The 21,827-nt window shown below is 44.1% G+C and carries 22 protein-coding genes; 6 read left to right on the top strand and 16 right to left on the bottom strand.

Features of this window, described 5'->3' with window-relative positions; all coding sequences use genetic code 11:
• The first annotated feature begins 12 nt into the window (after positions 1–12).
• Positions 13–951 carry an NAD-dependent epimerase/dehydratase family protein gene (locus ERJ70_RS04165; protein ID WP_209367377.1) on the top strand — a complete coding sequence of 313 codons (939 nt, stop codon included), beginning with the start codon at positions 13–15 and terminating at the stop codon, positions 949–951.
• Positions 952–1,415: 464 nt separating this feature from the next.
• Here ERJ70_RS04165 and ERJ70_RS04160 read toward each other — a convergent pair whose 3' ends face one another.
• The 4 genes from ERJ70_RS04160 to ERJ70_RS04145 all read right to left on the bottom strand — a co-directional run bounded on the left by ERJ70_RS04160 (position 1,416) and on the right by ERJ70_RS04145 (position 6,540).
• Positions 1,416–1,976, bottom strand: coding sequence for a GNAT family N-acetyltransferase (locus ERJ70_RS04160; RefSeq protein ID WP_209367375.1), 561 nt, complete (start codon positions 1,974–1,976; stop codon positions 1,416–1,418).
• A gap of 804 nt (positions 1,977–2,780) precedes the next feature.
• Complete coding sequence (locus ERJ70_RS04155) at positions 2,781–4,904, bottom strand: heavy metal translocating P-type ATPase (protein ID WP_209367373.1); 2,124 nt, start codon at positions 4,902–4,904, stop codon at positions 2,781–2,783.
• Entirely contained in the window at positions 4,894–5,265 is a 372-nt protein-coding gene (locus tag ERJ70_RS04150; RefSeq protein WP_209369119.1) for an ArsR/SmtB family transcription factor, read from the bottom strand. Before ERJ70_RS04150 ends, ERJ70_RS04155 begins: the two co-directional genes overlap by 11 nt.
• Before the next feature lie 420 nt (positions 5,266–5,685).
• Entirely contained in the window at positions 5,686–6,540 is an 855-nt protein-coding gene (locus ERJ70_RS04145; protein ID WP_209367371.1) for an STAS domain-containing protein, read from the bottom strand.
• Between the two features lie 423 nt (positions 6,541–6,963).
• Between ERJ70_RS04145 and ERJ70_RS04140 the strand changes: the two genes are divergently transcribed.
• Complete coding sequence (locus tag ERJ70_RS04140) at positions 6,964–7,101, top strand: hypothetical protein (protein ID WP_209367369.1); 138 nt, start codon at positions 6,964–6,966, stop codon at positions 7,099–7,101.
• A 174-nt stretch (positions 7,102–7,275) separates the two neighbouring features.
• Positions 7,276–7,911 carry an FMN-dependent NADH-azoreductase gene (locus ERJ70_RS04135; RefSeq protein ID WP_209367368.1) on the top strand — a complete coding sequence of 212 codons (636 nt, stop codon included), beginning with the start codon at positions 7,276–7,278 and terminating at the stop codon, positions 7,909–7,911.
• Positions 7,912–8,290: 379 nt separating this feature from the next.
• Here the strand turns inward: ERJ70_RS04135 and ERJ70_RS04130 are convergent, their stop codons facing one another.
• A complete protein-coding gene (locus tag ERJ70_RS04130) occupies positions 8,291–9,700 on the bottom strand; it encodes a SpoVR family protein (protein ID WP_209367366.1) in 1,410 nt (469 codons plus the stop codon).
• Between the two features lie 234 nt (positions 9,701–9,934).
• Here ERJ70_RS04130 and ERJ70_RS04125 point away from each other — a divergent pair, with 234 nt between their 5' ends.
• The gene (locus ERJ70_RS04125; RefSeq protein ID WP_209367364.1) at positions 9,935–10,144 is read left to right on the top strand and encodes a hypothetical protein; all 210 of its coding nucleotides are present in this window, start codon (positions 9,935–9,937) and stop codon (positions 10,142–10,144) included.
• 161 nt (positions 10,145–10,305) lie between these two features.
• Positions 10,306–10,593: a hypothetical protein gene (locus tag ERJ70_RS04120; protein WP_209367362.1), complete on the top strand. Its 288-nt coding sequence runs from the start codon at positions 10,306–10,308 to the stop codon at positions 10,591–10,593.
• Positions 10,594–10,693: 100 nt separating this feature from the next.
• Here ERJ70_RS04120 and ERJ70_RS04115 read toward each other — a convergent pair whose 3' ends face one another.
• The 8 genes from ERJ70_RS04115 to ERJ70_RS04080 all read right to left on the bottom strand — a co-directional run bounded on the left by ERJ70_RS04115 (position 10,694) and on the right by ERJ70_RS04080 (position 17,954).
• Positions 10,694–11,161 (bottom strand): PCYCGC motif-containing (lipo)protein, encoded by a 468-nt coding sequence (locus ERJ70_RS04115; RefSeq protein WP_209367360.1) that lies wholly within the window; start codon positions 11,159–11,161, stop codon positions 10,694–10,696.
• A 277-nt stretch (positions 11,162–11,438) separates the two neighbouring features.
• Complete coding sequence (locus ERJ70_RS04110; protein ID WP_209367359.1) at positions 11,439–12,815, bottom strand: dipeptidase; 1,377 nt, start codon at positions 12,813–12,815, stop codon at positions 11,439–11,441.
• A 108-nt stretch (positions 12,816–12,923) separates the two neighbouring features.
• Entirely contained in the window at positions 12,924–13,262 is a 339-nt protein-coding gene (locus tag ERJ70_RS04105) for a hypothetical protein (protein ID WP_209367357.1), read from the bottom strand.
• 54 nt (positions 13,263–13,316) lie between these two features.
• Positions 13,317–14,450 carry a bifunctional cystathionine gamma-lyase/homocysteine desulfhydrase gene (locus ERJ70_RS04100; RefSeq protein ID WP_209367355.1) on the bottom strand — a complete coding sequence of 378 codons (1,134 nt, stop codon included), beginning with the start codon at positions 14,448–14,450 and terminating at the stop codon, positions 13,317–13,319.
• Complete coding sequence (locus ERJ70_RS04095; RefSeq protein ID WP_209367353.1) at positions 14,450–15,373, bottom strand: PLP-dependent cysteine synthase family protein; 924 nt, start codon at positions 15,371–15,373, stop codon at positions 14,450–14,452. The genes ERJ70_RS04100 and ERJ70_RS04095 overlap by 1 nt, the downstream gene beginning before the upstream one ends.
• A gap of 12 nt (positions 15,374–15,385) precedes the next feature.
• Positions 15,386–15,853 (bottom strand): S-ribosylhomocysteine lyase, encoded by a 468-nt coding sequence (locus ERJ70_RS04090; RefSeq protein ID WP_209367351.1) that lies wholly within the window; start codon positions 15,851–15,853, stop codon positions 15,386–15,388.
• A 24-nt stretch (positions 15,854–15,877) separates the two neighbouring features.
• Complete coding sequence (locus ERJ70_RS04085; protein ID WP_209367350.1) at positions 15,878–16,516, bottom strand: class I SAM-dependent DNA methyltransferase; 639 nt, start codon at positions 16,514–16,516, stop codon at positions 15,878–15,880.
• A gap of 709 nt (positions 16,517–17,225) precedes the next feature.
• Positions 17,226–17,954, bottom strand: coding sequence for a YhcN/YlaJ family sporulation lipoprotein (locus tag ERJ70_RS04080; protein WP_209367348.1), 729 nt, complete (start codon positions 17,952–17,954; stop codon positions 17,226–17,228).
• A 217-nt stretch (positions 17,955–18,171) separates the two neighbouring features.
• Here ERJ70_RS04080 and ERJ70_RS04075 point away from each other — a divergent pair, with 217 nt between their 5' ends.
• Positions 18,172–18,408, top strand: coding sequence for a YhdB family protein (locus ERJ70_RS04075; RefSeq protein ID WP_209367347.1), 237 nt, complete (start codon positions 18,172–18,174; stop codon positions 18,406–18,408).
• Between the two features lie 95 nt (positions 18,409–18,503).
• On the opposite strand, the gene ERJ70_RS04070 is transcribed toward ERJ70_RS04075, so the two are convergent.
• Genes ERJ70_RS04070 through ERJ70_RS04060 form a run of 3 tightly spaced genes read right to left on the bottom strand, consistent with a single transcriptional unit; the run spans position 18,504 to position 21,782 of the window.
• On the bottom strand, positions 18,504–19,229 hold the full coding sequence (locus ERJ70_RS04070; protein ID WP_209367345.1) for an SDR family oxidoreductase: 726 nt from the start codon (positions 19,227–19,229) through the stop codon (positions 18,504–18,506).
• 6 nt (positions 19,230–19,235) lie between these two features.
• On the bottom strand, positions 19,236–20,804 hold the full coding sequence (locus ERJ70_RS04065) for a bifunctional GNAT family N-acetyltransferase/carbon-nitrogen hydrolase family protein (protein ID WP_209367343.1): 1,569 nt from the start codon (positions 20,802–20,804) through the stop codon (positions 19,236–19,238).
• A gap of 45 nt (positions 20,805–20,849) precedes the next feature.
• Positions 20,850–21,782 (bottom strand): Gfo/Idh/MocA family protein, encoded by a 933-nt coding sequence (locus tag ERJ70_RS04060; protein WP_209367342.1) that lies wholly within the window; start codon positions 21,780–21,782, stop codon positions 20,850–20,852.
• Positions 21,783–21,827 lie beyond the last annotated feature (45 nt).

Genomic DNA, 21,827 nt, shown 5'->3' with positions numbered 1-21,827 from the left:
GGTGATGTAAAAATGTCTTTTGGTAACGTACTGATTACCGGAGGCGCCGGATTTGTCGGCTCCCAACTAGCAGCTGCCATACTTCCCAAGACTGATCAACTCTTTATTATCGATGATCTTTCGACCGGCCATAAGGAATCCCTTCCACCATCAAACAAGATTTCTTTTTATCAGGCCTCGATTACCGACCAGGAAGTTCTGGAAGAAGTTCTTCCTCAAGTCGATTATGTATTCCATTTAGCTTGCCGGAACTTATTGCTCTCTGTCGATGATATTGAGGCCGACTTTCAAACGAATTTATTTGGTGGTTACTTTTTATTGAAGAAAACGATGGAATTGAATCCAGCGATTAAACGGTTTGTATACACATCAACTGCCTCTGTATATAACAATGCAGACATACTACCTACCCCGGAAAATTATTATGATATTTCCATGCCATATGCAGCAAGCAAATTTTCTATGGAGCATTACTGTCATGTTTTTTATCACTTATCCAAGCTTCCGTTTACCATTTTAAGATTATCGAATCTATATGGGCCTGGCCAATTGGCAGCAAACCCTTATTGCGGAGTGGTGGCCAAATTTTTTGAAGCAGCAGCAGCGGGAGACCCGTTGATCATTTATGGGAGCGGTGAACAAACCCGCGACTTCACCTATATCGGAGACGGCATCGAGGCCATTCTTATAGCAGCTTCTCATCCGGTAGCAACAGGAAAGGTATTTAACGTCGGGACAGGGAAAGAGACTACCATCCATTTGTTAGCTGCACATATAAAAGACATCACCGATAGTAACAGTCCGCTGAAATACCTGCCTGAACGAACGATTGACACCGTAACCAACCGTTGTCTTGATACCGAAAAAATCAAAACGGAATTGGGATGGAAGCCGAAACACTCCTTGCAAAAGGGATTAGAGAGTACGTATGAATGGTTGAAAAATCAATAGTACTAGATTGGTCATAAGGATTGTTGCAGAAAAGCCCTTCTCTTTGATGGTGCTGGGAATGGCTTTCTTTATGTCCATCTTCGGCCTTCTTTCCAGCAACTTACACAGTGGACATGACACCAATACTATTATCCATGATTAATTATCGGTGTTCGGGTATATATTGGCATTCCCTTTACAGATACTTGTTATGGGACCCCTTGTACGTTTTCTGTTCCTGCGGTTTATTAAATCCAGCAAAGACACTGTACCGACCCAATAAACGCTGGCAAAAAAGTAATTGGTAACCACAGACACACGCACGACCTGATTAGAAAAAATTTTTTTGCGGCTTCAACAATCCGGGAAATTCCCGTCAAGAATCAAGATTAAAAAGCCTGTATCCATGATTACTTAGGTAATCATGGATACAGGCTTTTCCCACCTATTTATCTATTGAATCAATTTCAGGATGGGGGTCTTTTTCATGTGTTCTTTTTATATTCATGTGGCCATTCTGCAGCAAGCATGCCGTATACAACATGGTCGACAAAATGGTCGTACAGCCGCTCTGCTTGTCTGATACATCCTTCTTTGGTAAATCCCAATTTTTCCGGTATCGCCCTGCTCTTCACGTTCTCCGCTGCAGCCCGGATTTCGATACGGTTTAAATCAAGTCTGGCGAAACCATAACTGGTCAATGCTTTTACCGATCTGCTCATTATCCCCTTACCTTGATGATTTTCTCCCAGCCAATAGCCAATGGAAGCACTTTTGTTGTTCCAATTGATTTCGTGAAAACCGATCACTCCTGCGATCTTCCCTTGATAGAGAATGGCGGTTGTAAGGCTCTTGTTATCTGCGAACTGCTGTAAGCCTGACTGAATGAATGCTTGCGTATCCTCTTTCCTGGTTGTCCCATCGACCCAGCGCAAAAACTCCCGTAAGTACTCACGGGAACTGTCTGTCAACGCAAACAGCTCCTCAGCATCGCTTAATTCCATCAATTTTAATTCTACTTCTTCATCCACCTGATAAGTAAACACAAAAATCCCCCCTGGTGCCTTTTCGTATTTCTATTAGTTTAACATACCCACCTATGGCTTCAATCCCTCCTAACCTGGTCCATGCATTTTCACTTGCTTTGCTGCTTGTTAACTGGCGCATTTAAGATAAACTACGCAGTAACTATAATGGGAAGTTCCATTGCCTGTTCAAGAAGCGTGGTGTTAAGCACCGCTTCGGTAGCATACTTCGCTTTCCGCGGGCACGGCTTCAGCTAACTTGGTAAAGAAAACCGCTTTACCAAGTGGATCTTCAGCTCGCGCTTTTCCCGCAGGAGTCTGCGTATGCTTCCTGCGCTAAGAAGCATGCTAATTATCGCTAGCGTAGAAACCTTTTTCCTTGTAACCCAACAAGACTTCTTAAAAACAGTTGTCAGGACGCGCGTGCTTTGCTTCTTAGAAGTTGGGGTCCGTCTTTTCTCCTTCTCTTGGGCTTTCTGCTTGTTTTTATAGATGCATACAGTACAAGTGATTCAATAGAAAAATGTCTAGTACACTCGTTTAGAAACAGGAGCTATTCTAAGCGAAGGAAATACCCGAAGACTCCAGCGGGAGGAAAGGCCTCGGTGAGATCCCGCAGAGCGTTAGCTCGAGGAAGCTCACCAGCCGCCCGCGGAAAGCGCAGGGTATTTTCGTAGCGCTGGCCTACACCACTACTATAAAAAGGCCCCATGGACTACAAAGGAAGTTAATGCGCAGTTTCTATCTTTCACAAAGGTACCTCAATCTTTTTGAATACTGCCAAACAAAAGCCCCCCTGACGATTTCAGGAGGTCCTTAGAAGTGCTAATCTTTTACCCTGAGCAGACGGAGGCCGTTCAAGGTCACAATCAAGGTAGCACCCATATCTGCAAAAATGGCCATCCATAGTGTTAACCAACCGGGGATAACCAATAGCAGGGCGACAAGCTTGATCAGTAATGCGAAAGAAATATTTTGTTTAATAATTTGCAATGTTTTCCTGCTTAATTTCATGGTAAACGGAAGTTTTTCCAAGTCATCTGCCATCAACGCAATATCTGCTGTCTCAAGAGCTGTGTCTGTTCCCGCACCTCCCATGGCGATACCTACCGAGGAAGCAGCTAAAGCAGGCGCATCATTGATGCCATCTCCGACCATGGCAACATCCTGTTTCTTCTGCAAGCGTTTAATATATTCCAGCTTTTCCTCCGGCATCCGTTCAGCCTGTACGTCGTCGATACCCAACTGTTCGGCAATCGCTCTGGCCGTTTCTGAATTGTCTCCTGTCACCATTACTGTCTTAATATGAGAAGCTTGAAGTTTTCCAATAGAAGCCTTACTTGATTCCCTTATACCATCGGCAACAGCAAGCAGACCAATCACATCTTGACCAGTACCCAAAACAAGAACAGTTTTTCCGCTCTTCTGCATGGCCAGGATTCGATCGGAAAGCTGCCGGGATGATTGCACGCTATCCGCAAATAATTTCGGACTGCCTAAATAATATTCCGTACCTTTTACGGAAGCTTTTACTCCTTGCCCGGTCATCGAATAAAATCCTTCTACTGGCAGGCTGCGATATTCTAAAAAGTCTCTGTCCGCCTTACGAGTTACCGCGGCCGCCAACGGATGGCCGGAGTTTTTTTCCAATGCAGCTGCCATAAGCAATATCTCTTTTTCCGTGTGCTCCGAAATAGGCACGATATCGGTCACTTCTGGAACTCCTTTTGTCAGCGTTCCCGTTTTATCAAAAGCAATTACCGACAGGGCACCTGCTTTTTCCAAATAAACCCCGCCCTTTATGAGTACTCCATGTTTTGCAGCGTGTCCAATCGCCGTTACGATGGAAACAGGAGTGGATACAATCAACGCACATGGACAACCGACTACCAAAACAGCGAGCCCTCTGTATAGCCAATCGTGCCAATTCCCCAAAAACAGAGGAGGAACGACTGCGAGTATCAAGGCAAACAAAATGATCACCGGTGTGTACCAGGCGGCAAATTTGTCAATAAATGCCTGGGAGGGAGCCCGTTCGGCTTGCGCCTCTTCCACTAAATGAATGATCTTCGCAAGTGTCGTATCCTTTGCCCGTTTTGTCACTTCGACTTCCATATAACCATCTTCATTCATAGTCCCGGCATATACCGTACTTCCTGTTTCTTTGTAGGCCGGTATAGATTCTCCAGTTATAGCCGCCTGATTGACAGTGGAACTCCCTTTTACGACTATTCCATCCATCGCGAGCTTTTGTCCCGGCTTAACCAGCATCAAGTCTTTCACTTGAATATCATCAACAGAAACAGAGATTTCCTGTCCGTCCCTTCTGATTAGTGCCTGCTTAGGCGCTATGTCCAACAGGGATTGAATCGACTCTCGCGCTTTATCCATCGAATAGGATTCCAATGCTTCACTCACCGCAAACAGGATGACGACCACTGCTGCCTCGCCCCATTCACCGATTGCAGCTGCCCCAATCACTGCTACAGTCATTAATGTGCGCATGTCAAACTGAAAAGCAGCCAGGTTCTTCAACCCTTGGATGAGCAGTTTATATCCACCTGTCAGAATCGATAAACCATATAAAACAACCGGGATGAACCCTTGGTCTATCTCCATATTTCCTGTAGTCCAGGCAGCAGCAAGAAAAAGGAAGGCCATCAGAACTCGAAGGTTTTCTTCCTGTTTCCAGAAGGATGGCTGCCGCTGGTTAAACCGTTCATGCTCTTCCATCACTTTTAAATTCTCAAACGATCCTGCCTGTTCTAATTGTTCAATAGAAGTATCTCCATAAACTGTCAGTTTAGCAGCGCCAAAATTAACGGTTGCATCTGAAACACCATCCAGGTGTTTAACGTTCGTTTCGAACTTTCCGGCACAGCCAGCTCAGGTAAAACCTTGTATTCGATAAATCTTTTTTTCATCTTCCTTTATGTGCTTATCGTCCATTTGCCATCACCCCTTCTTTACGGGTAAATGACTGGACTAGTAATTGAACCATTGATTCACTCTCTAGTGAATAAAACGCAAGCTTTCCTTGCTTTCGGTATGTTGCCAGCCCCATTTTCCGCAAGCTCCTCAAATGATGGGAAGCGGTTGCCACGGAAGTATCAATGATATTGGCCACATCGCAAACACAAAGCTCTTTCTCCTGTGATAAAGCAAAAATAATTTTAGCCCGGTTTTCATCCGCCATTATTTTAAATAATTTCACTATTCCGGTAATATCTTCGCTGTTTATGTTATTTTTCACCCGATTAACTGTTTCTTCGTTATAACAATAAATTTCACAGCGATCTGACTTCATTATGCCCCTCCTTATTCAAACGAATATTTGAATGGGTTCATTTTATATCATATTCACTTATTATTCAAATGTTCATTAGAATGTTTTCGTTAAAGGGCGGTATTCTCTGATTCTACCTGTAACCGCAATAGGTAAAACGGAAATCATATCCGAAGAGAAGATATCTCCTTCAACGGAGGGAAGGTACGCAGTCTCCATCGGGATGAGCGCGAGCTGAAGGTCCACTTGGCAAAGCGGTATTCTTTGCCAAGTTAGCTGAAGCCGTGCCCGCGGAAAGCGAAGTACCTTGTCGGAGTGGAAAGTTGCACTTTTCATAGGGTAGAACGTTTTGCTTTTTGCTCATCAAAAAAACCGAACGAATGGTGAATCGTTCGGTTTTCATTTTGGTCACAATGCTTTTTTTCCAAGCTCTTTCTTACATGACTATTCCGTTGTAATATTTAATCCTGCTGTCAGCAGTGCCTGTTTCAATGAACTGTATGTACCGGTACTTTCAAAATCGATTCCCAATTGTACAGCTGTTTGAGCCACTTCCGGACGAATACCGGAAATAGTGGATGAAATTCCCAACAACTTCAACATACCGGTCAGCTGATAAATTTGCTGAGCAATCATGGTGTCGATCGTCGGCATACCAGAAAGGTCGATAAACAAATGATCAACCTCTTTTTCAACACACTTAGCAGGAATGGTCTCCATGACGAACTTGGCGCGATAGGAATCCAATTCTCCAATTAACGGGGCAATTGCCATGCTTTCAAATACCGGTATAATCGGAGTGCTTAGCTCATGGATCAATTCCTGTTGGGAGAAAAGCCGTTGTGTTGTAATTCGGTAATATACCTCGGAAAACTTCGTCACCATTTGATTAAAAGCTGAGTTCACCTTACGATTCCAGCGTAGGATATCTTCCTTTCGTACGATTTCCTCATTTTCTTCGATAAACTGCAAGACAAACTCCATAAATACATTCTCTGCCTTGTTGATTGCTTCTATTACTTCATAAATAGGCGTATCTGAATCCACTCTGCTTTCTCCGATTGTTCTTGCCCATTCATCTACCTGCTTATTTACCGTTCCTTCATCAGCAAGCAATGAACTACTGACAGCTTCTATTGTCATTTTGTTCTGTTCACGCAGCATCGTTTCTACCCTATCATCCGAATGGGCCGAGTATATGGAACCATTTTCACTTTTCCTTGTTTGCAGCCACCTGTCCGTAATTGAAGCAGCATGATCGATCAAATATTGGTATAGCAACTCGTCCTGTTTTGACATACTTTTCTACCCCTTTTAATGGACCGTTTAGAGTCAATTTTTTCATTCAATCTTCCGACAATTTTTCTTAATCCCAAGTTTATCATAACTGTTGGCAGACTGATAAGGATGCGCTTTTGCACCCAGCTTATCTTCTAGGAAAAGCGGTGTTCAAAGAGCTGGTTGTTACCAAAAATTTATCAACTGCGCCATAAACTTTAACTTGGCCTCGTCGCATCCTTACGAGTACTTGCTACTCCAACGTCGCGCCCCGCTCCATTAACGTAGAAGGTCAGGGAGATTTATTCCGGTTATAAAGCAGCATTTCTAAATACGCCAATTACAAGCCACAAAGTATGTGACAAGAGCCTTAGGGAATAATAAAAAAGATTTATTATGTAACCGCTTTCTGGTATAATAGAACTATCAAAAGGAGGTTTTTACATGGAACAAAAGCCTTTGCACTACGACGGCAGCGGAACCCCACCTGTTACAATGGAGAAAGCAGCCAAATCGGATTCTTTAAAAATATCCGATGAAGCAAGAAAGAACATAAGCGGAAATCCTTATATAGGAAAATAATAAAACGCAGGACCAGCCGGTGAAACGGCTGGTCCTTTTCAATTGACAGTTATCACATCGATGCTTTACTATGTTACCTTGAATTGTTTATCTTCAATTCAAGGTAATGAGTCATGTATGTTTTTACATACTTGTTTCCACACTAATCCTAATCAAAACAGAAAGGTGAGTTTAATGGCACAAGTATTATATATCACGGCCCATCCACACGATGAAACGCAATCGTTCAGTATGGCTGCCGCCCAGGCATTCATTGAAACATATCAACAAGAAAATCCGCAAGACGAAATCGTTCCGATTGATTTATACAAAGAAAATATTCCTTATATTGATGCCGATGTTTTTCAAGGTTGGGGCAAACTCCAGTCAGGGAAAGGATTCGAGGAGCTTTCGAAGGAGGAACAGGCTAAGGTCGGCCGTCTTTCAGAACTGAGCGAACAGTTCATCCAGGCAGATAAGTATGTTTTCGTAACACCGTTCTGGAACTTCTCTTTCCCACCTTTGATGAAGGCCTACATCGATTCCGTTGCTGTTGCAGGAAAAGCATTTAAATATACAGAAGAAGGGCCAATCGGTCTCTTGACGGACAAAAAAGCCTTGCATATCCAGGCACGCGGCGGTATTTATTCTGAAGGACCGGCGGCAGAGCTGGAAATGGGCCACCGTTATCTCAGTATCATCATGGATTTCTTCGGTGTACCTTCCTTTGAAGGATTGTTCATCGAAGGACATGCCGCAATGCCGGAAAAAGCTGATGACATCAAAGCAGATGGTATTTCCCGTGCAAAAGAACTTGCACGTACTTTTTAACTCTCTAAAGAGGCCGGGACAAAAGCATGGCGCCACCAAAGCAAAAACCGAGCGAATTCTAAATGCTGATTGAATACGCTCGGTTTTTATTTGTATCTTCTCGTTTTATCCTGCTGTTTGTTGCGTGCTTCGAATCGCTACGGCAAGGTACGCAGACTCCAGCGGGATGAGCGCGAGCTGAAGATCCACTTGGCAAAGCGGTATGCTTTGCCAAGTTAGCTGAAGCCGTGCCCGCGGAAAGCGAAGTACCTTGCCGGAGTGGAAAGTTGCACTTTTTATAGGGTAAAACGTTTTGCTTTTTGCTCATCAAAAAACCGAACGAATGGTGGATCGTTCGGTTTTCATTTTGGTCACGATGCTTTTGTCCCAGTCTCTTTTTTTATGTCAGATATTTTTTATACACTTTGTTTCCTTCATAGCTGAAAAGCGCTGCCTTCTCTTCAACCACTGTTTCCAGGTGAACATTCCTGCCCCAGAGCTCAAAGATGTATGGAAGCGTCCGCTCTAAATATGTCAGGTCAAGCTCCACTCCCTCATAATGATGCTTTAAATAAAGCTCTCCGTTTCGCAGGTAATCTCCATTCTGGACGGTAATGTAAGGAAACCCGCCATTTACCCGCATGGTGATCAGCTGATCTCTGACCGCTTCCCAATCTTTATCTGTAATTTTGTATTCATGCCCTTGTTTTTGAAACAGGTACATATCTTCCCGATGTACGAACTCTTTAGTCATATAGTTGCGGAGGAACGATATATCCGATTCGATTTCCCTGACTTCAAATATCTTTTCCCGTCCTTTCCCTGGCTCTGCCCCCCATTTGATCATTTCCTCACTCGGATGGTTGAAGCGCTCTTCGATATCTTCAAACATTTTAACCCCCAAATAGTAAGGATTTATTTGTGTTTTCGATGGCTGGACAACGCCAGCGTTCAATTTAGCAAATTCCAACGACTCATCGCTGGTCAGGTCCATTTCTCTCAAAATACGCTGATGCCAGAAAGATGCCCAACCCTCATTCATGATTTTGGTCTCGAGCTGAGGCCAAAAGTAAAGCATTTCTTCCCGCATCATCGTCAGGATATCCCGCTGCCAGTCTTCCAGGGTACGGCTGTACTCTTCTATAAACAAAAGTATATCCTTTTCCGGTTTCGGAGGGAAAGCCTTTTTCTTCTTCGGGCGATCGGGGACTGGAGATGTATCATCTAACTTCCACAAATCATCGTATGGAGTTGTTTTATCCAGCACCTCTTCCACTGGTTCATCTTTTTCCCAATCGAGTTTAGGTTTGATCAGCCTGGGATCAATGTGTTCCTGAATGGCAAGTACTGCATCGAGAAATGCCTCCACTTCTTCCTGTCCATGTTCTTTTTCATAAGCAGCAATCCGCTCAGCGGTTGCTGACATGCTTTCCACCATATCTCTGTTGGTATTTTGAAAACGCACATTATTTTTAAAGAAGTCACAGTGTGCCAGAACGTGCGCGACAATCAGTTTATTTTGAATTAGACTGTTTGAATTAAGAAGAAAGGCATAACAGGGGTTCGAATTGATGACCAGTTCATAAATTTTACTCAGTCCAAGATCATATTGAAGCTTCATTTTATGAAATTGTTTCCCAAAGCTCCAATGGGAAAACCTTGTCGGCATTCCATAGGCGCCGAATGTATAGATCACTTCCGCCGGACAAATTTCATAACGCATCGGATAAAAATCGAGACCGAATCCTTCGGCAATTTCCGTTATTTCATCAATCGCTCTTTCCAGCGAGTTCTGGTCCGCTTGTTTCAACAATGATCTCCCCTTTATGGTGGTGTTACATCAATATATGTACGGCGGTTCTCAATGATGAAGGGAAAAGAAAGGAACAATGGAGCGAGCTATTAAGCACTCTAACTTCCTACAATATTGCTTGGGTAATTGGATATTTATGTTAAAATTTATATGTCTATGCTTGCCAAATATCACTGTTTCCCTATACGGATTAAAAATAGCGTTTCAATTCCACTAATGAAGGATGACTGAATGAATAATACAAAGCGGCTGCTCATACTATTTGTTTTCGTGTTATTTGTCATCGCCATTGGCGTTCAGATGCGTAACAACGAGCAAGAGGATAATGAGCAAGCCCCCGAAACACAAGAAACAAAAACAGACATGATCAACAAACTTCCCCATACTGTACAGGTAGAGGATCGAGACAAAAAAGCAGAAACAATTGCCTACCGGCTCTGATTCGATTTCATGCAGCAATTAAAAAGTGATGGAACAGTGGCTAATGCAAGCTTTACCAGATTCACTAAATTATCAATGGTACACGACAGGTTCGGTTAAAGACACCCAGGCATTGGTGACAGACGGTGGTTTCATTAACAACGAGCTAGGATTCATCTCTTTTGGGGAATATCGGACAGAAGGGAAATCTACCTGTACCGAATTTATACAGGACGAGTGATGGCGGGGAAAGTTGGGAGCAAGTAAAAATTGCTTTACCGGAAAAATATCAGGGCTATTTCACACAAGCAGAAATTCCTGTTTTCGATGGAGAAAAAGGTACATTGCTTGTGAAACAAGGTCCGGAAGGCGATTATCTAGGCGGGAACGTATTAGCCAAATTTTCTTCTGGCGACCAAGGGTCCTTTGTAGGATTGGTTGACCCAAATGGAGTACTTCTCTCCACTTGAAATTTCCTGATTCACCATTACCACCATCACATCGATTGCATGAAAAAGCCCGGACATGAGAATTCCGGGTTTTTTCAATAACTCCTTTCACCATTATCTTTTAAACATCCGGGGTCGGAGTTGGTTCTGGATAGCCATGATCTTGATAGGTGTTATCTATCGTTTTACGGATAGTTGGAATGTCGGTCCCTTTCTCGTATTCATTAATTGAATAGACTGCTGTATCGATACAAACCTGACAGCCAATTCCATGTGTATCCCAAACGACCTCACCATCGTCTGCTATTTCATGAACAAAGCAATCATGGTTGTCTTTATGGCCGACAGAAGCATCCCCACATCCACAATAACAAGGAATTTGTTCAAGCAGCTCTTGGTGTTCTGCCGCAGATCGATAGACCGTCTGCAAGTCTTCCGACGCGTCCTTTAAAAATTGCGGGAGTTGATCGGTACCTGCCGTCCGCTCATGATTGGGAGCCAGTTCTTCTTCCGTTTCCTGACTGCTGCATGCAGCTAATGCAGCCATAACGATCAGCATTGCAAAAACATATACGGTTAATTTCTTCAAGCCTTCTCCCCTCCTTCCCTTCATTATAACGGTTGCTTCGCTTTCCGTATGAACCTTCGGAATGATTTCAGTAAATCTTCACAAATACAAGCTTCTTGTTCGTCGTGAAAGTCGTACTTTTTCACTGGTAAAAAAGGCGATCTCACTAAAATCGATACCTCCCGACTCAACGGCGGCAAAGGTATGTAAATCGTTCGGTTTGTATTTTGGCCACGATACTTTTGACTCAAGCGCTTCCTATTGTAAAAAAGACCCCTGATCAGGGCCTTTTTTATGATTATAGTGACGTACTTTTCACTTCGTTCCAATAGTAAACGAGTGTTTCCATCCCTTTATCGAAGCTTTCCAGCGGGAAACTTTCATTCGGGGAGTGCAACCGATCTTCCGGTGTCCCGAAACCAAGCAGTACAACCGGCATGTGGAAGATCGAATCAATCGACTCTACAACCGGAATCGATCCGCCTAGACGCGCGTAAACCGCCTCTTTTCCGAAAGCCTTTTGCAGAGAATCGCCGGCAGTTTTAATCAGTGGATGATCAGGATTTACTTTGTATGCTTTCGCTGACAATGGTTCCGGCTTCACATCCATCGTCACGCCCTCAGGCAAGTTTTTATGCAAATGGTCGATGACCAGCTGCTGGATTTGGTCAGGATCCATCCCTGGTACCAGTCGGCAGGTCAGCTTTGCCGTGGCAGAAGAAGGAATGATTGTTTTTGTTCCCTCGCCCTGGTAACCGCTGAACATGCCGTTGATTTCCATTGTCGGTCTTGCCATCATGTGCTCTTTGGCAGTAAACCCTTTTTCCGACACTGTTTTTTCAACTCCAGTGGTTTGCTGGTAGTTTTCACCCGGTACATCTGCAATCAGCTTGCGTTCTTCCTCTGTCAGCTCTTCGACCCCATCATAGAATCCGTCCACTTGAACGACTTCCTGCTCATCCTTTAAGGAAGCCAACATGTGCGCCATCGCCATCGCAGGGTTGCGGACCACTCCGCCATAAATTCCGGAATGCAAGTCGCTGGATGGTCCATACACCGTGAATTCCAAGCCTGTGAAGCCTTTCAATCCATATAGTACCGTAGGTTGTCCGGTGTCTACCATTCCTGAATCAGAGATAATGGCAAAGTCTGCAGAAAACTGCTCTTTTTTGTCCTCCAGTACTTGATAGAGGTTTTCGCTGCCGATTTCTTCCTCCCCTTCAATACATACTTTGATATTGACAGGCATGGAGCCTTCCGTTTTCATGTAAGCTTCAAACACAGCAAGATGCATGAAAACTTGGCCTTTGTCATCACTAGCTCCGCGTGCATAAAGTCTGCCATCGCGCACTTCCGGTTTGAAAGGTTCACTCTCCCACAGTTCCAGCGGATCTGCAGGCTGGACATCATAATGACCATACAACAAAGCAGTCGGAGCATCTTCTCCTGCACCGCTCCATTCGCCATAGACAAGTGGATGTCCTTTTGTTTCTTGTACCTCTACAGTCGTAAAACCGATCTCGGTTAAATAATTGGATACAAAATCAGCTGCCGCTGCCACATCCGGTTTATGTACACTGTCCGTGCTTATACTTGGAATGGATAGGAACTCGTTTAACTTTTCCAATAAGCGTTCCCGGTTATCTTGTAAATAAGCTAACACTTTTTCTGACATACTGGTCCACATCCTTTGCTTCATTACTAATTTTATTTTAGCACAATTCAAATGGGAATAGAAAAGAGCCGTCCCAGCCTGGAGAAAGAACCAGAAAATTCCCTATTTCTACCCTTTTTTCGATATGATGCCCTTTACAAACAGTTGCTTCCCTAAAGAGTTTACCGAAAATACCCTTTCGGTCGATACGGAGACTCCAACGGGAACAGCACGAGCTGAAAATCTCGCAAGAAAGCGGTTGGTGCTTTCGGAGGAAATTGAAGCCGTGCCCGTGGAACGCGTAGTATCTTGCCGTAGCGATTCGAAGCACGCATCAAACAACAGGATAAAAGGAAGTCTAACCTTACAAAAAAACCGAGCGAATTCAATCAGCATTTTGAATTCGCTCGGTTTTTGCTTTGGTGGCCATGTTTTTGTCCCGGCCACTTTTTGATAATCGATTAACATCGGTTTTTTCCAACATCCTCTCACCAGAACTGTGATTGGATGCTGGCGTCTTTATTACTCCATTGCCTGTTTCAAATCATTGATCAAATCTTCGCTGTCTTCAATCCCGACAGAAATCCGGATCAATCCGTCCGTGATACCAAGTTCAAGGCGACGTTCTCTTGGAATCGATGCATGCGTCATTTTCGCCGGTACTGAAATCAGGCTTTCAACAGCGCCAAGGCTTTCAGCAATCGTAAAGTATTTTACTTTAGACAACACCTGGTCCGCCTGTTCAGAACTGCCCACGTCAAAAGAAATCATGGCACCAAAACCATCTGCCTGTTGTTTGGCAATATCATGTCCCTTATGGTCCGGAAGTCCGGGATAATAAATAGTGTTGACCTGTGGATGGTTTTGCAGAAATTCCACCAACTGTTGGGAGTTCTTTTCTGCTGCTTCCATTCGGAGTCCCAGCGTCTTGATTCCACGCATCAACAACCAGGAATCCTGTGGTCCAAGTACCCCGCCGACAGAATTTTGGATGTAGTGGAGCTCTTCCGCCAACTTATCGGAATTGACGACAACCAAACCAGCTACGACGTCACTGTGGCCGCCGACATACTTGGTTGCACTGTGGAGCACAATATCCGCTCCTAAATCAATCGGCTGCTGCCAGTAAGAAGTGGCAAAAGTATTGTCGACGATCAACAAAAGGTCGTTTTCCTTAGCGATTTCAGCCATTTTTTTCAAGTCTGTGATTTTCAACAGTGGATTGGTCGGCGTCTCGATGTAAAGCGCTTTTGTATTCGATTGGATAGCTGCTTTGACTTTTTCCGGATCACTGGTATCGACAAAAGAATGATCGAGTTCAAAGCGGTTCAATACACCGGTCATTAGACGATACGTTCCACCGTACACATCATCGGTCATGACAATGTGGTCTCCGCTGTTCAATAGCATCATGACAGAAGTAATTGCTGCCATACCGGAACCGAAGGCAAAACCAGCTTTCCCGTTTTCCAGCTCGGATATCGTTGTTTCCAAAGCATGCCGTGTCGGGTTACCTGTACGAGAATACTCATATCCAGTGTGTTTTCCAGCTGCCTCTTGGGCATACGTGCTTACCTGATATATCGGCACGGAAACAGCGCCGGTTTTTTCATCTCCTGTAATGCCTGCATGGATAACTTTCGTTTTGGATTTCATTATACTCCTCCTTGATAGATGCGTTTACTCAAATATCGTTCACTGCTGTCAGGAAAGATCGTGACAATGTTCGTACCCGGCTCCGCCTGCATGGCTTCTTGTAAGCCGGCATAGCAGGCTGCTCCGGAAGAACTTCCCACCAACAGACCTTCCATCGCTGCCAGCTTTTTAACATAGTCGAAAGCGACTTCATCCGGTATAGTATGGATGGCATCAAAATAAGAACGTTCCATATAATCTGGAAGAAACTCCATGCCGATACCTTCTGTTTTATGCGGTCCGGATTTTCCCCCAGCAATCACCGATCCTTCCGGCTCAACGATGGCGGTTTTTACGTCTGGATTCTGTTCTTTTAAATAACGGGCAGTGCCCATAAATGTACCACCAGTACCAGCACCGGCTACAAATACATCGACTTTGCCATCCAGATCACGCCAGATTTCCGGTCCAAGTGTCTTGTAATAAGTAGCGGGATTAGCATCATTGGAAAATTGTTGCGGTGAATAACTGTTCGGAGTCTCCCTGACAAGCTGCTCCGCCTTGGCTATTGCCCCCCGCATTCCTTTTTCAGTAGGGGTATGAACGATAGTGGCTCCCAAAGCCTTCATAAGCTCCTGTTTTTCCGTGCTGAATTGTTCCGGTACGCAAAAGGTAACAGAAACATTTTTATCAATTGCAGCTAGCGCCAATCCAATTCCGGTATTGCCGGCAGTCGGCTCGATGATGGTTCCGCCTTCTGATATTTTGCCACTTTGGAGCGCATCATTGATCAGCTCCTGACCTAATCGATCCTTAATACTGCCGCCAGGGTTATAAAACTCCAATTTCGCAAAAAAACGAACCCCCTCAGGAAGGGGGAACTTGGTCAATTCGACTAGTGGGGTATTGCCGATCAACTCTTGTACATTTCGATAACGAGTCATTCAGCTACCCCCTTATTCTGCAAAAACTTGCTGCCATTCGTCTTTCTTTTCCAGCATGTCAGCAGCAATTTTTTTGGCTCCTTCTAAGCTGTGGTTAGCAGCCCATCCGCACTGCACCTCGTTGCAAGCAGGCACTTCGGTAGCTTCCAATACATCCTGCAGTGTCTTTTCCAATGCATCCAGCACGTCTTCATAACTGTCATTATTAAGAATCGCTAGATAAAAGCCTGTCTGACAGCCCATCGGTCCAATATCAAGCACGTTATCGATATGGTTGCGGATGTTTTCAGCCATCAAATGCTCGATAGAGTGTAATCCCGGCATTTCCATGTGAGCCTTATTCGGCTGGCAAAATCGAATATCATATTTATAAACTTTATCACCGCTTTGACCGGTAGTTACTCCAACCAGGCGGACATAAGGTGCTTTTACTTTCGTATGGTCAAGGTTGAAACTTTCCACGTTCATTTTTTCTGGCATTATTTCTCCACTCCTTTGTTAGTGTTACTGCTTCTCGGCAATCATAAGCCAAACAAATTGATTCATTTGTTTAAACGTAACATAAAAGCCGTTGTCTTCAAACAATGATTGCAGTACATCAAGCATCGGGTAATATTCGGTCGTTAAATCATATAATAAGTCATTATACCCGTTCTGTTTTGCCTGCTGGTGGATCTGCTGTTTTGTTTCCTCGTCTTGATAAGCAGTATCGGCAAATACGATTTTTCCTCCCGCAGGAAGCAGTTCACTGAACCCTTTAATCGCACGGCCTTTTTCTTCATCAGTCAAATGATGAAAGGCATACGTACTTACAATAGTCGAAATCGGGGTTTCCGGTTGCGGATAGGTAAGAAAATCTCCATCTTCTACTTGAAAATCAGGAAATTTTTTAGCAGTGGCTTCCCGCATTGCCGCGGAAGGTTCAACGCCGATTACTTTGTGGCCTGCGTCCATCAGCTTTTTGGAAAGATTGCCTGTGCCTACACCAAATTCCAAAACGTTCCCCCGGGAATTATTAGTGACTTCTTCAAGTATTGTATCATATTTATCAAATACAGCACGATACTGAGGATCATGACCTGTTACGGTTTCATCATAAGAACCAGCCCACTCATTAAATAAATCGATAAATTCACGGCCCATTCATTTTTCAACTCCCATTTTTAAATTCATACTAATACACTATGTTTTATTGGGATTATCGGTAATAATATAACATATTAAATGGGCTTTATCAATTAAGCGGAGTTATTGATAATGCAGACTGCTGACTTTTGCTGCTTCGATGTTCATTCATGGACGATCGATAGGAACAGCGATTTAACCACTAAATTCTTGGATGAAGAGGAAAAGGGTCCTGGCCATATTTACTATTTTCAAGAACAAAAGCGCAAGCGCCTTGCTCACCCCCGACAAGCTTAAGAACAGCCTCGGCGTGGCGCTTTTTGCCACACCGAGGCTGGGCTTAAGACCTCGAGGGGGTAGGCGCTGGAGTTGGACGTGGCTGTTTCAGCCAATAATTATCCACAGACAGTTAAATTTATCATTTCCTATACAAGGACAAAAGCGCAAACGCCTGTTTATAGGAGTACAGGCTAAAGCCTCCACGGCCTGTGGTAACGCCTTCATGACCCACAACGTTTCGGCCTCCGACAAGCTTAAGCAAAGCTTCGAAGTGGCGCTCTTTTGTCACACAGAGGGTGGGCTTAAGACCTCGAGGGGCTAGGCGTTGGATCTGGACGTGGCTGGTTCAGCCAATAATGATCCACACACAGTCATTTCCTCTTACAATAAAAAACGGCTGGCCATTTGAAATGGTCAGCCGCTTTGTTCACATAGCAAAAAAAAATCCCTATCGGTTTTGCGGGAAAAGACGCTGGGTCATTTCACCGAACTGTTCAAAAAATCCTTCTACTGGCTCGCCGTTTTGGACGTCCTGAGCATAGTTATTGGTCAGATTAACGAAATCCGGGTTCGTGGAAACATAAACATTTTCCACATTGTCATCAGCTTCTTTCACCACTTTGGAAACCTCTTCTTTGATTCTGTTGCTGACTTGATTGTCACCACCGTTGTTTCCATTATTTCCGTTCGTGCCATTGTTGTTGCCATTATTCCCGTTGTTACCGAAATTGGCATTATTGCCATCGTCTCCATTATTGTTGCCGCCGGTATCATTATTATTGCCGCCGTTACCATTGTTTCCGTTCGTTCCCTTGTTCAATTCGGCAGCTACATAAACATTGTTACCGGTAGTCAGCACATAGGCGCGGTCGATGTCATCGACTTGTTCGGCAATCCGGTCTCCCAGCTGCTCATCTACCTCATACTGGTCGTTGTTTCCATTTTGATTGCCTTGGTTATCGGCATTTTCTCCGTTGTTTGCCATGTTACGATTGTCCATCCAGTCATCGTCTCCAGGTCTGTTGCCCTGGTTCGGATAATCTGTTGTGTTGTTGAATCGAGTCTGCTGTACCCCGTTATCATCGGTACCTTGGCCAGTTTGGTTGCCATCATTGTTTTGGCAGCCCATTAGCATTGCGGTACCTAATAACGTGACACCTATTGCTTTCCATTTCATGGTGTATTCCTCCTTCTATCAGGTTTAATGCTAGTATGGTTCAAGAATGGAGGTTTATTCGCTTCTACAAAACACCAATCGTTGGTAAAAACAATCAACTTGTACCTTTAATTGCCGTCCTTCCGTAAACAATTTCCATCCTCTCCATAAACGCACGTAAATTGTTTTGAAAGTCTGAGGCAAAACTAAAAACAACCCTTCAGAAAGAGGGATGAAAATGGTGATACCTGACTATGACAAAGCATTGTATTATACACTTTGGGGACAATGGGATGACTTGCTTGTATTGATGGTGCGGACCCAGGACGATTTTTTAGCCAAAAAAATCGAAACGTTCTTACATGCCTTTCACTATACACGAAGCGAACAAACCGTCATCGATTCCCATGAAAATCTTCTTCACTATATCGATCATGCCATGGCCCACACACCGGCGATCGAAATCGAATTGTAAAAACAAGCTTGGGCGGCCAAAGACTAAAACCGAACGATTTCGAAAGGGAATCGTTCGGTTTTTATTTGGTCACTATGCTTTTATCCTAGCCTCTTTCATGTACGCGGGTATTCTTGACAGAGTGGATGTAAATACATCTCGTCGATTACCATATGTTTAGGGGCTTCCGCCATGTATCGTACTGCCTCAGCTACTTCTTCCGCTTTCAGCCAATCCTTTTTACTGGTTTCGTCTTTTTTGGTGTCTGCTAAATTGGTATCGACGAGCCCCGGATTTATGGTGCTGACCCGGATACCGTCTTGTTGCAACTCCTGAGCAACCGAACCAATAAATCCTTGAACGGCATACTTGGTTGCTGTATATAAGGAACCTTTATCTGCAAGTGAATAGCGGGCTACATCCGAGGAAACGGTAATAATCGTACCCGACTGCTGTTGCTTCATTATCGGGATTACTGCTTTCGTAAACAGGAATACCCCTTGGACATTGACTTCGAACGTTTTTCTCCATTCTTCAACCGTTATGTCCTCTACTTTTTTCGATACCCCCACTCCAGCATTGTTCACAAGGATATCAACCGAGCCTAACGACGTCCTGGTGGATTGTACTACCTGATCGACCTCTATCTCTTTGGTTACATCGGCACGAAAAGATAAAATGTCCTGACAGCCCTCATCCTCCAATTCCCGCTTGGTACGGTGAACTTCGTCTGAACTTCCTGTAATCGTTAGCTTTGCTCCATTTTTGGCAAGCTCACGGGCAATCGCTTTGCCAATGCCGCGGGATGCCCCCGTTACAATTGCCACTTGTCCCTTGAGCATGATTGATCATCCCTTCTTCTGATCGTTTTCTCCCGTATTTAATTTTTTATAATTGATTTCGAACAAATCGCGTCTTCGATCGCGCAACTGCCGGACCGTGCCTGATTTACGCTGTCTGCGCAAGATTTCCAAGTCCACGTCCCCGACCACGACGGTTTCGATGTTAGGGTGGCATTCACCAATAATCCCGTCCCGGGCAAATTCAAAATCTGATGGAGTAAAAATACCCGATTGTGCATACTGAATGTCCATGTTTTCGACTTGCGTCAAATTGCCTACTGTTCCGGCAATCACCGTATATACTTGATTTTCAACAGCACGGGCCTGCGCACAATATCTGACACGAAGATAACCTTGCCTGTCATCGGTACAGAACGGCACGAAGATAATGTTTGCTCCCTGGTCAACCGCATATCTTGTCAGTTCAGGGAATTGGATATCATAACAAACTTGGATGGCGATTTTGCCGCAGTCCGTGTCGAACACCTTGACGGCATCGCCTGGCTGTATCCCCCACCACTTCCTTTCATTCGGCGTGACATGAATTTTGTACTGTTTTTCAATGGTACCATCCCTGCGGAAAAGGTAAGCGATGTTATAAATATGATCATCCTCTTCCACAAAATGAGAGCCTCCGACGATATTAATGTTGTATTTCATCGCCAAGTAAGTAAATAACTCGATGTACTCTTCTGTATATTCGGTCAAGCGGCGTACTGCCTTTGATGGAACTTTTTCCTCCAGAAACGACATCAGTTGGGTCGTGAAAATTTCAGGGAAGACAGCAAAGTCAGATCCAAAGTCGTAAGCCACGTCCACATAATACTCTGCTTGCCGGGCAAATTCTTCAAAGGACTCAATATTTTTCATCATGTACTGAATCACCGTAATCCGCACCGGATAGGCCGTCTTAAAATGCCGTTTTGATTTCGCACGGTAATCGATGTTGTTCCATTCCATCAGTGTCGCATACTTTGCTGACTGCACGTCGTCAGGCAAATAGCCTGGATTGATGCGCATAATGGTAAATCCATTCATGATTTGGAACGTCAAAACCGGATCGTAAATCTTTTTCTCGATCACTTCCTCGACATATTGTCTCGGTGTCAATTGATCCTGGTACTTATGGTAATTCGGAATCCGACCACCGATAATAATACTTTTTAAGTTTAATTCTCTGGCCAGTTCTTTTCGTGCTTCATACAAGCGTTTGCCGATTTTCATTCCTTGGTATTCAGGATCAACCATTACCTCGATGCCATATAGATTGTACCCTTCTGGATCGTGGTTGGTTATATAGCCCTCGTCGGTAATGTCATCCCAGGTATGTTTGTCATCATATTCATCGAAGTTGATAATCAAACTAGAACAGCTTCCGATGATATCCCCATCCAATTCCACACAAAACTGGCCTTCTGGAAAATGTTCCAAGTGGCTTTGTAGATGCTCTGGTTTCCACGGATCCATATGCGGGAAACAGGACTTCTGCAGCTTTAGAATTTGCGGAATATCTTCTTCCTTTATGGTTCGTACGATTAGCTTTTTCTCAAATTGCTTCAAGTCCAGTTTGGACATATAAATCGAACCCTTTCTATCTTTGATGCCATTTGTTACGATGGATTACTTTCGCTGATGCCTGTCGATTAATTTATCAAGCAGCTGTTGGGATTTCACAGCATCCCAACCATCCACATCAGGGGTTTTATCATTCTTGATCGCTGAAATAAAATGGGACACTGCTCCGGTAAACCCTTTAGTCGTCAACAGTTCTTCCCATGAAGCAGAAGAACTTTCTGTTACACAGCCTTCTGCTTCCACCTGCAGTGTATTTAAATTATTTACCCGGATTATCGATTGTTCATTCACTATTTCCAGCTTCTCCAGATTTGTTCCGGCACGCCGATGCATCGCCGTGGTGAAGTGTTGCCCGTTCGTTTGAAAAGAATGTTTGGCAAGCAACATTTGCCCGGTCTCGTTTTCCCTTGTAAACAAATCCGTGACTTTCAATTCACTTTGATCCGCCAACCAGCGGATGGTATCGATTATGTGCAAATAATCGTCAAGCATCGTGAAAGCAAATGAATCCGGTCCGATACTGTCCGTCCGGTGTTTTTCCATTTGCACCCAATCGAATCCCACTGACATTTCTCTCGCTTTCCTATACAACGGTGCGAATCGACGGTTAAAACCGACCATCAGTTTTCTGCCAGTCTCTTCACTTAATTCTGCGAGCCGAACTGCTTGATCTAGGCTGGCCGCCAATGGTTTATCGACATATACGTCTTTTCCTTGTCCAAGCAAATAGGAAACGACCTCATAGTGCGTTTCTGTGGATGTATGAACAAATACAGCGTCACTTTTGGAAGACAGCGCTGCCAGACTGTTGATGCTGTTTATCCGAAAATTTTTGCACAGCTTCTCCCGTTTCGCTTGGTTGGGTGAATAGGCCCCCGCTAATTGCCAGTCCGTTTCCTTCATTAAGATAGGCAGGTAGGCTTTTTGTGCAATATTTCCTAGCCCGACAATACCTATTCTCGGTTTTCTTGACTCCATTTTTGCAGCTCCCTCTCCGCATTTGTATACATTTATTGTAATGGA

This window comes from Sediminibacillus dalangtanensis (assembly GCF_017792025.1).
GTDB lineage: Bacteria > Bacillota > Bacilli > Bacillales > Amphibacillaceae > Sediminibacillus > Sediminibacillus dalangtanensis.
This window is presented reverse-complemented; position numbering and strand designations above follow the sequence as displayed.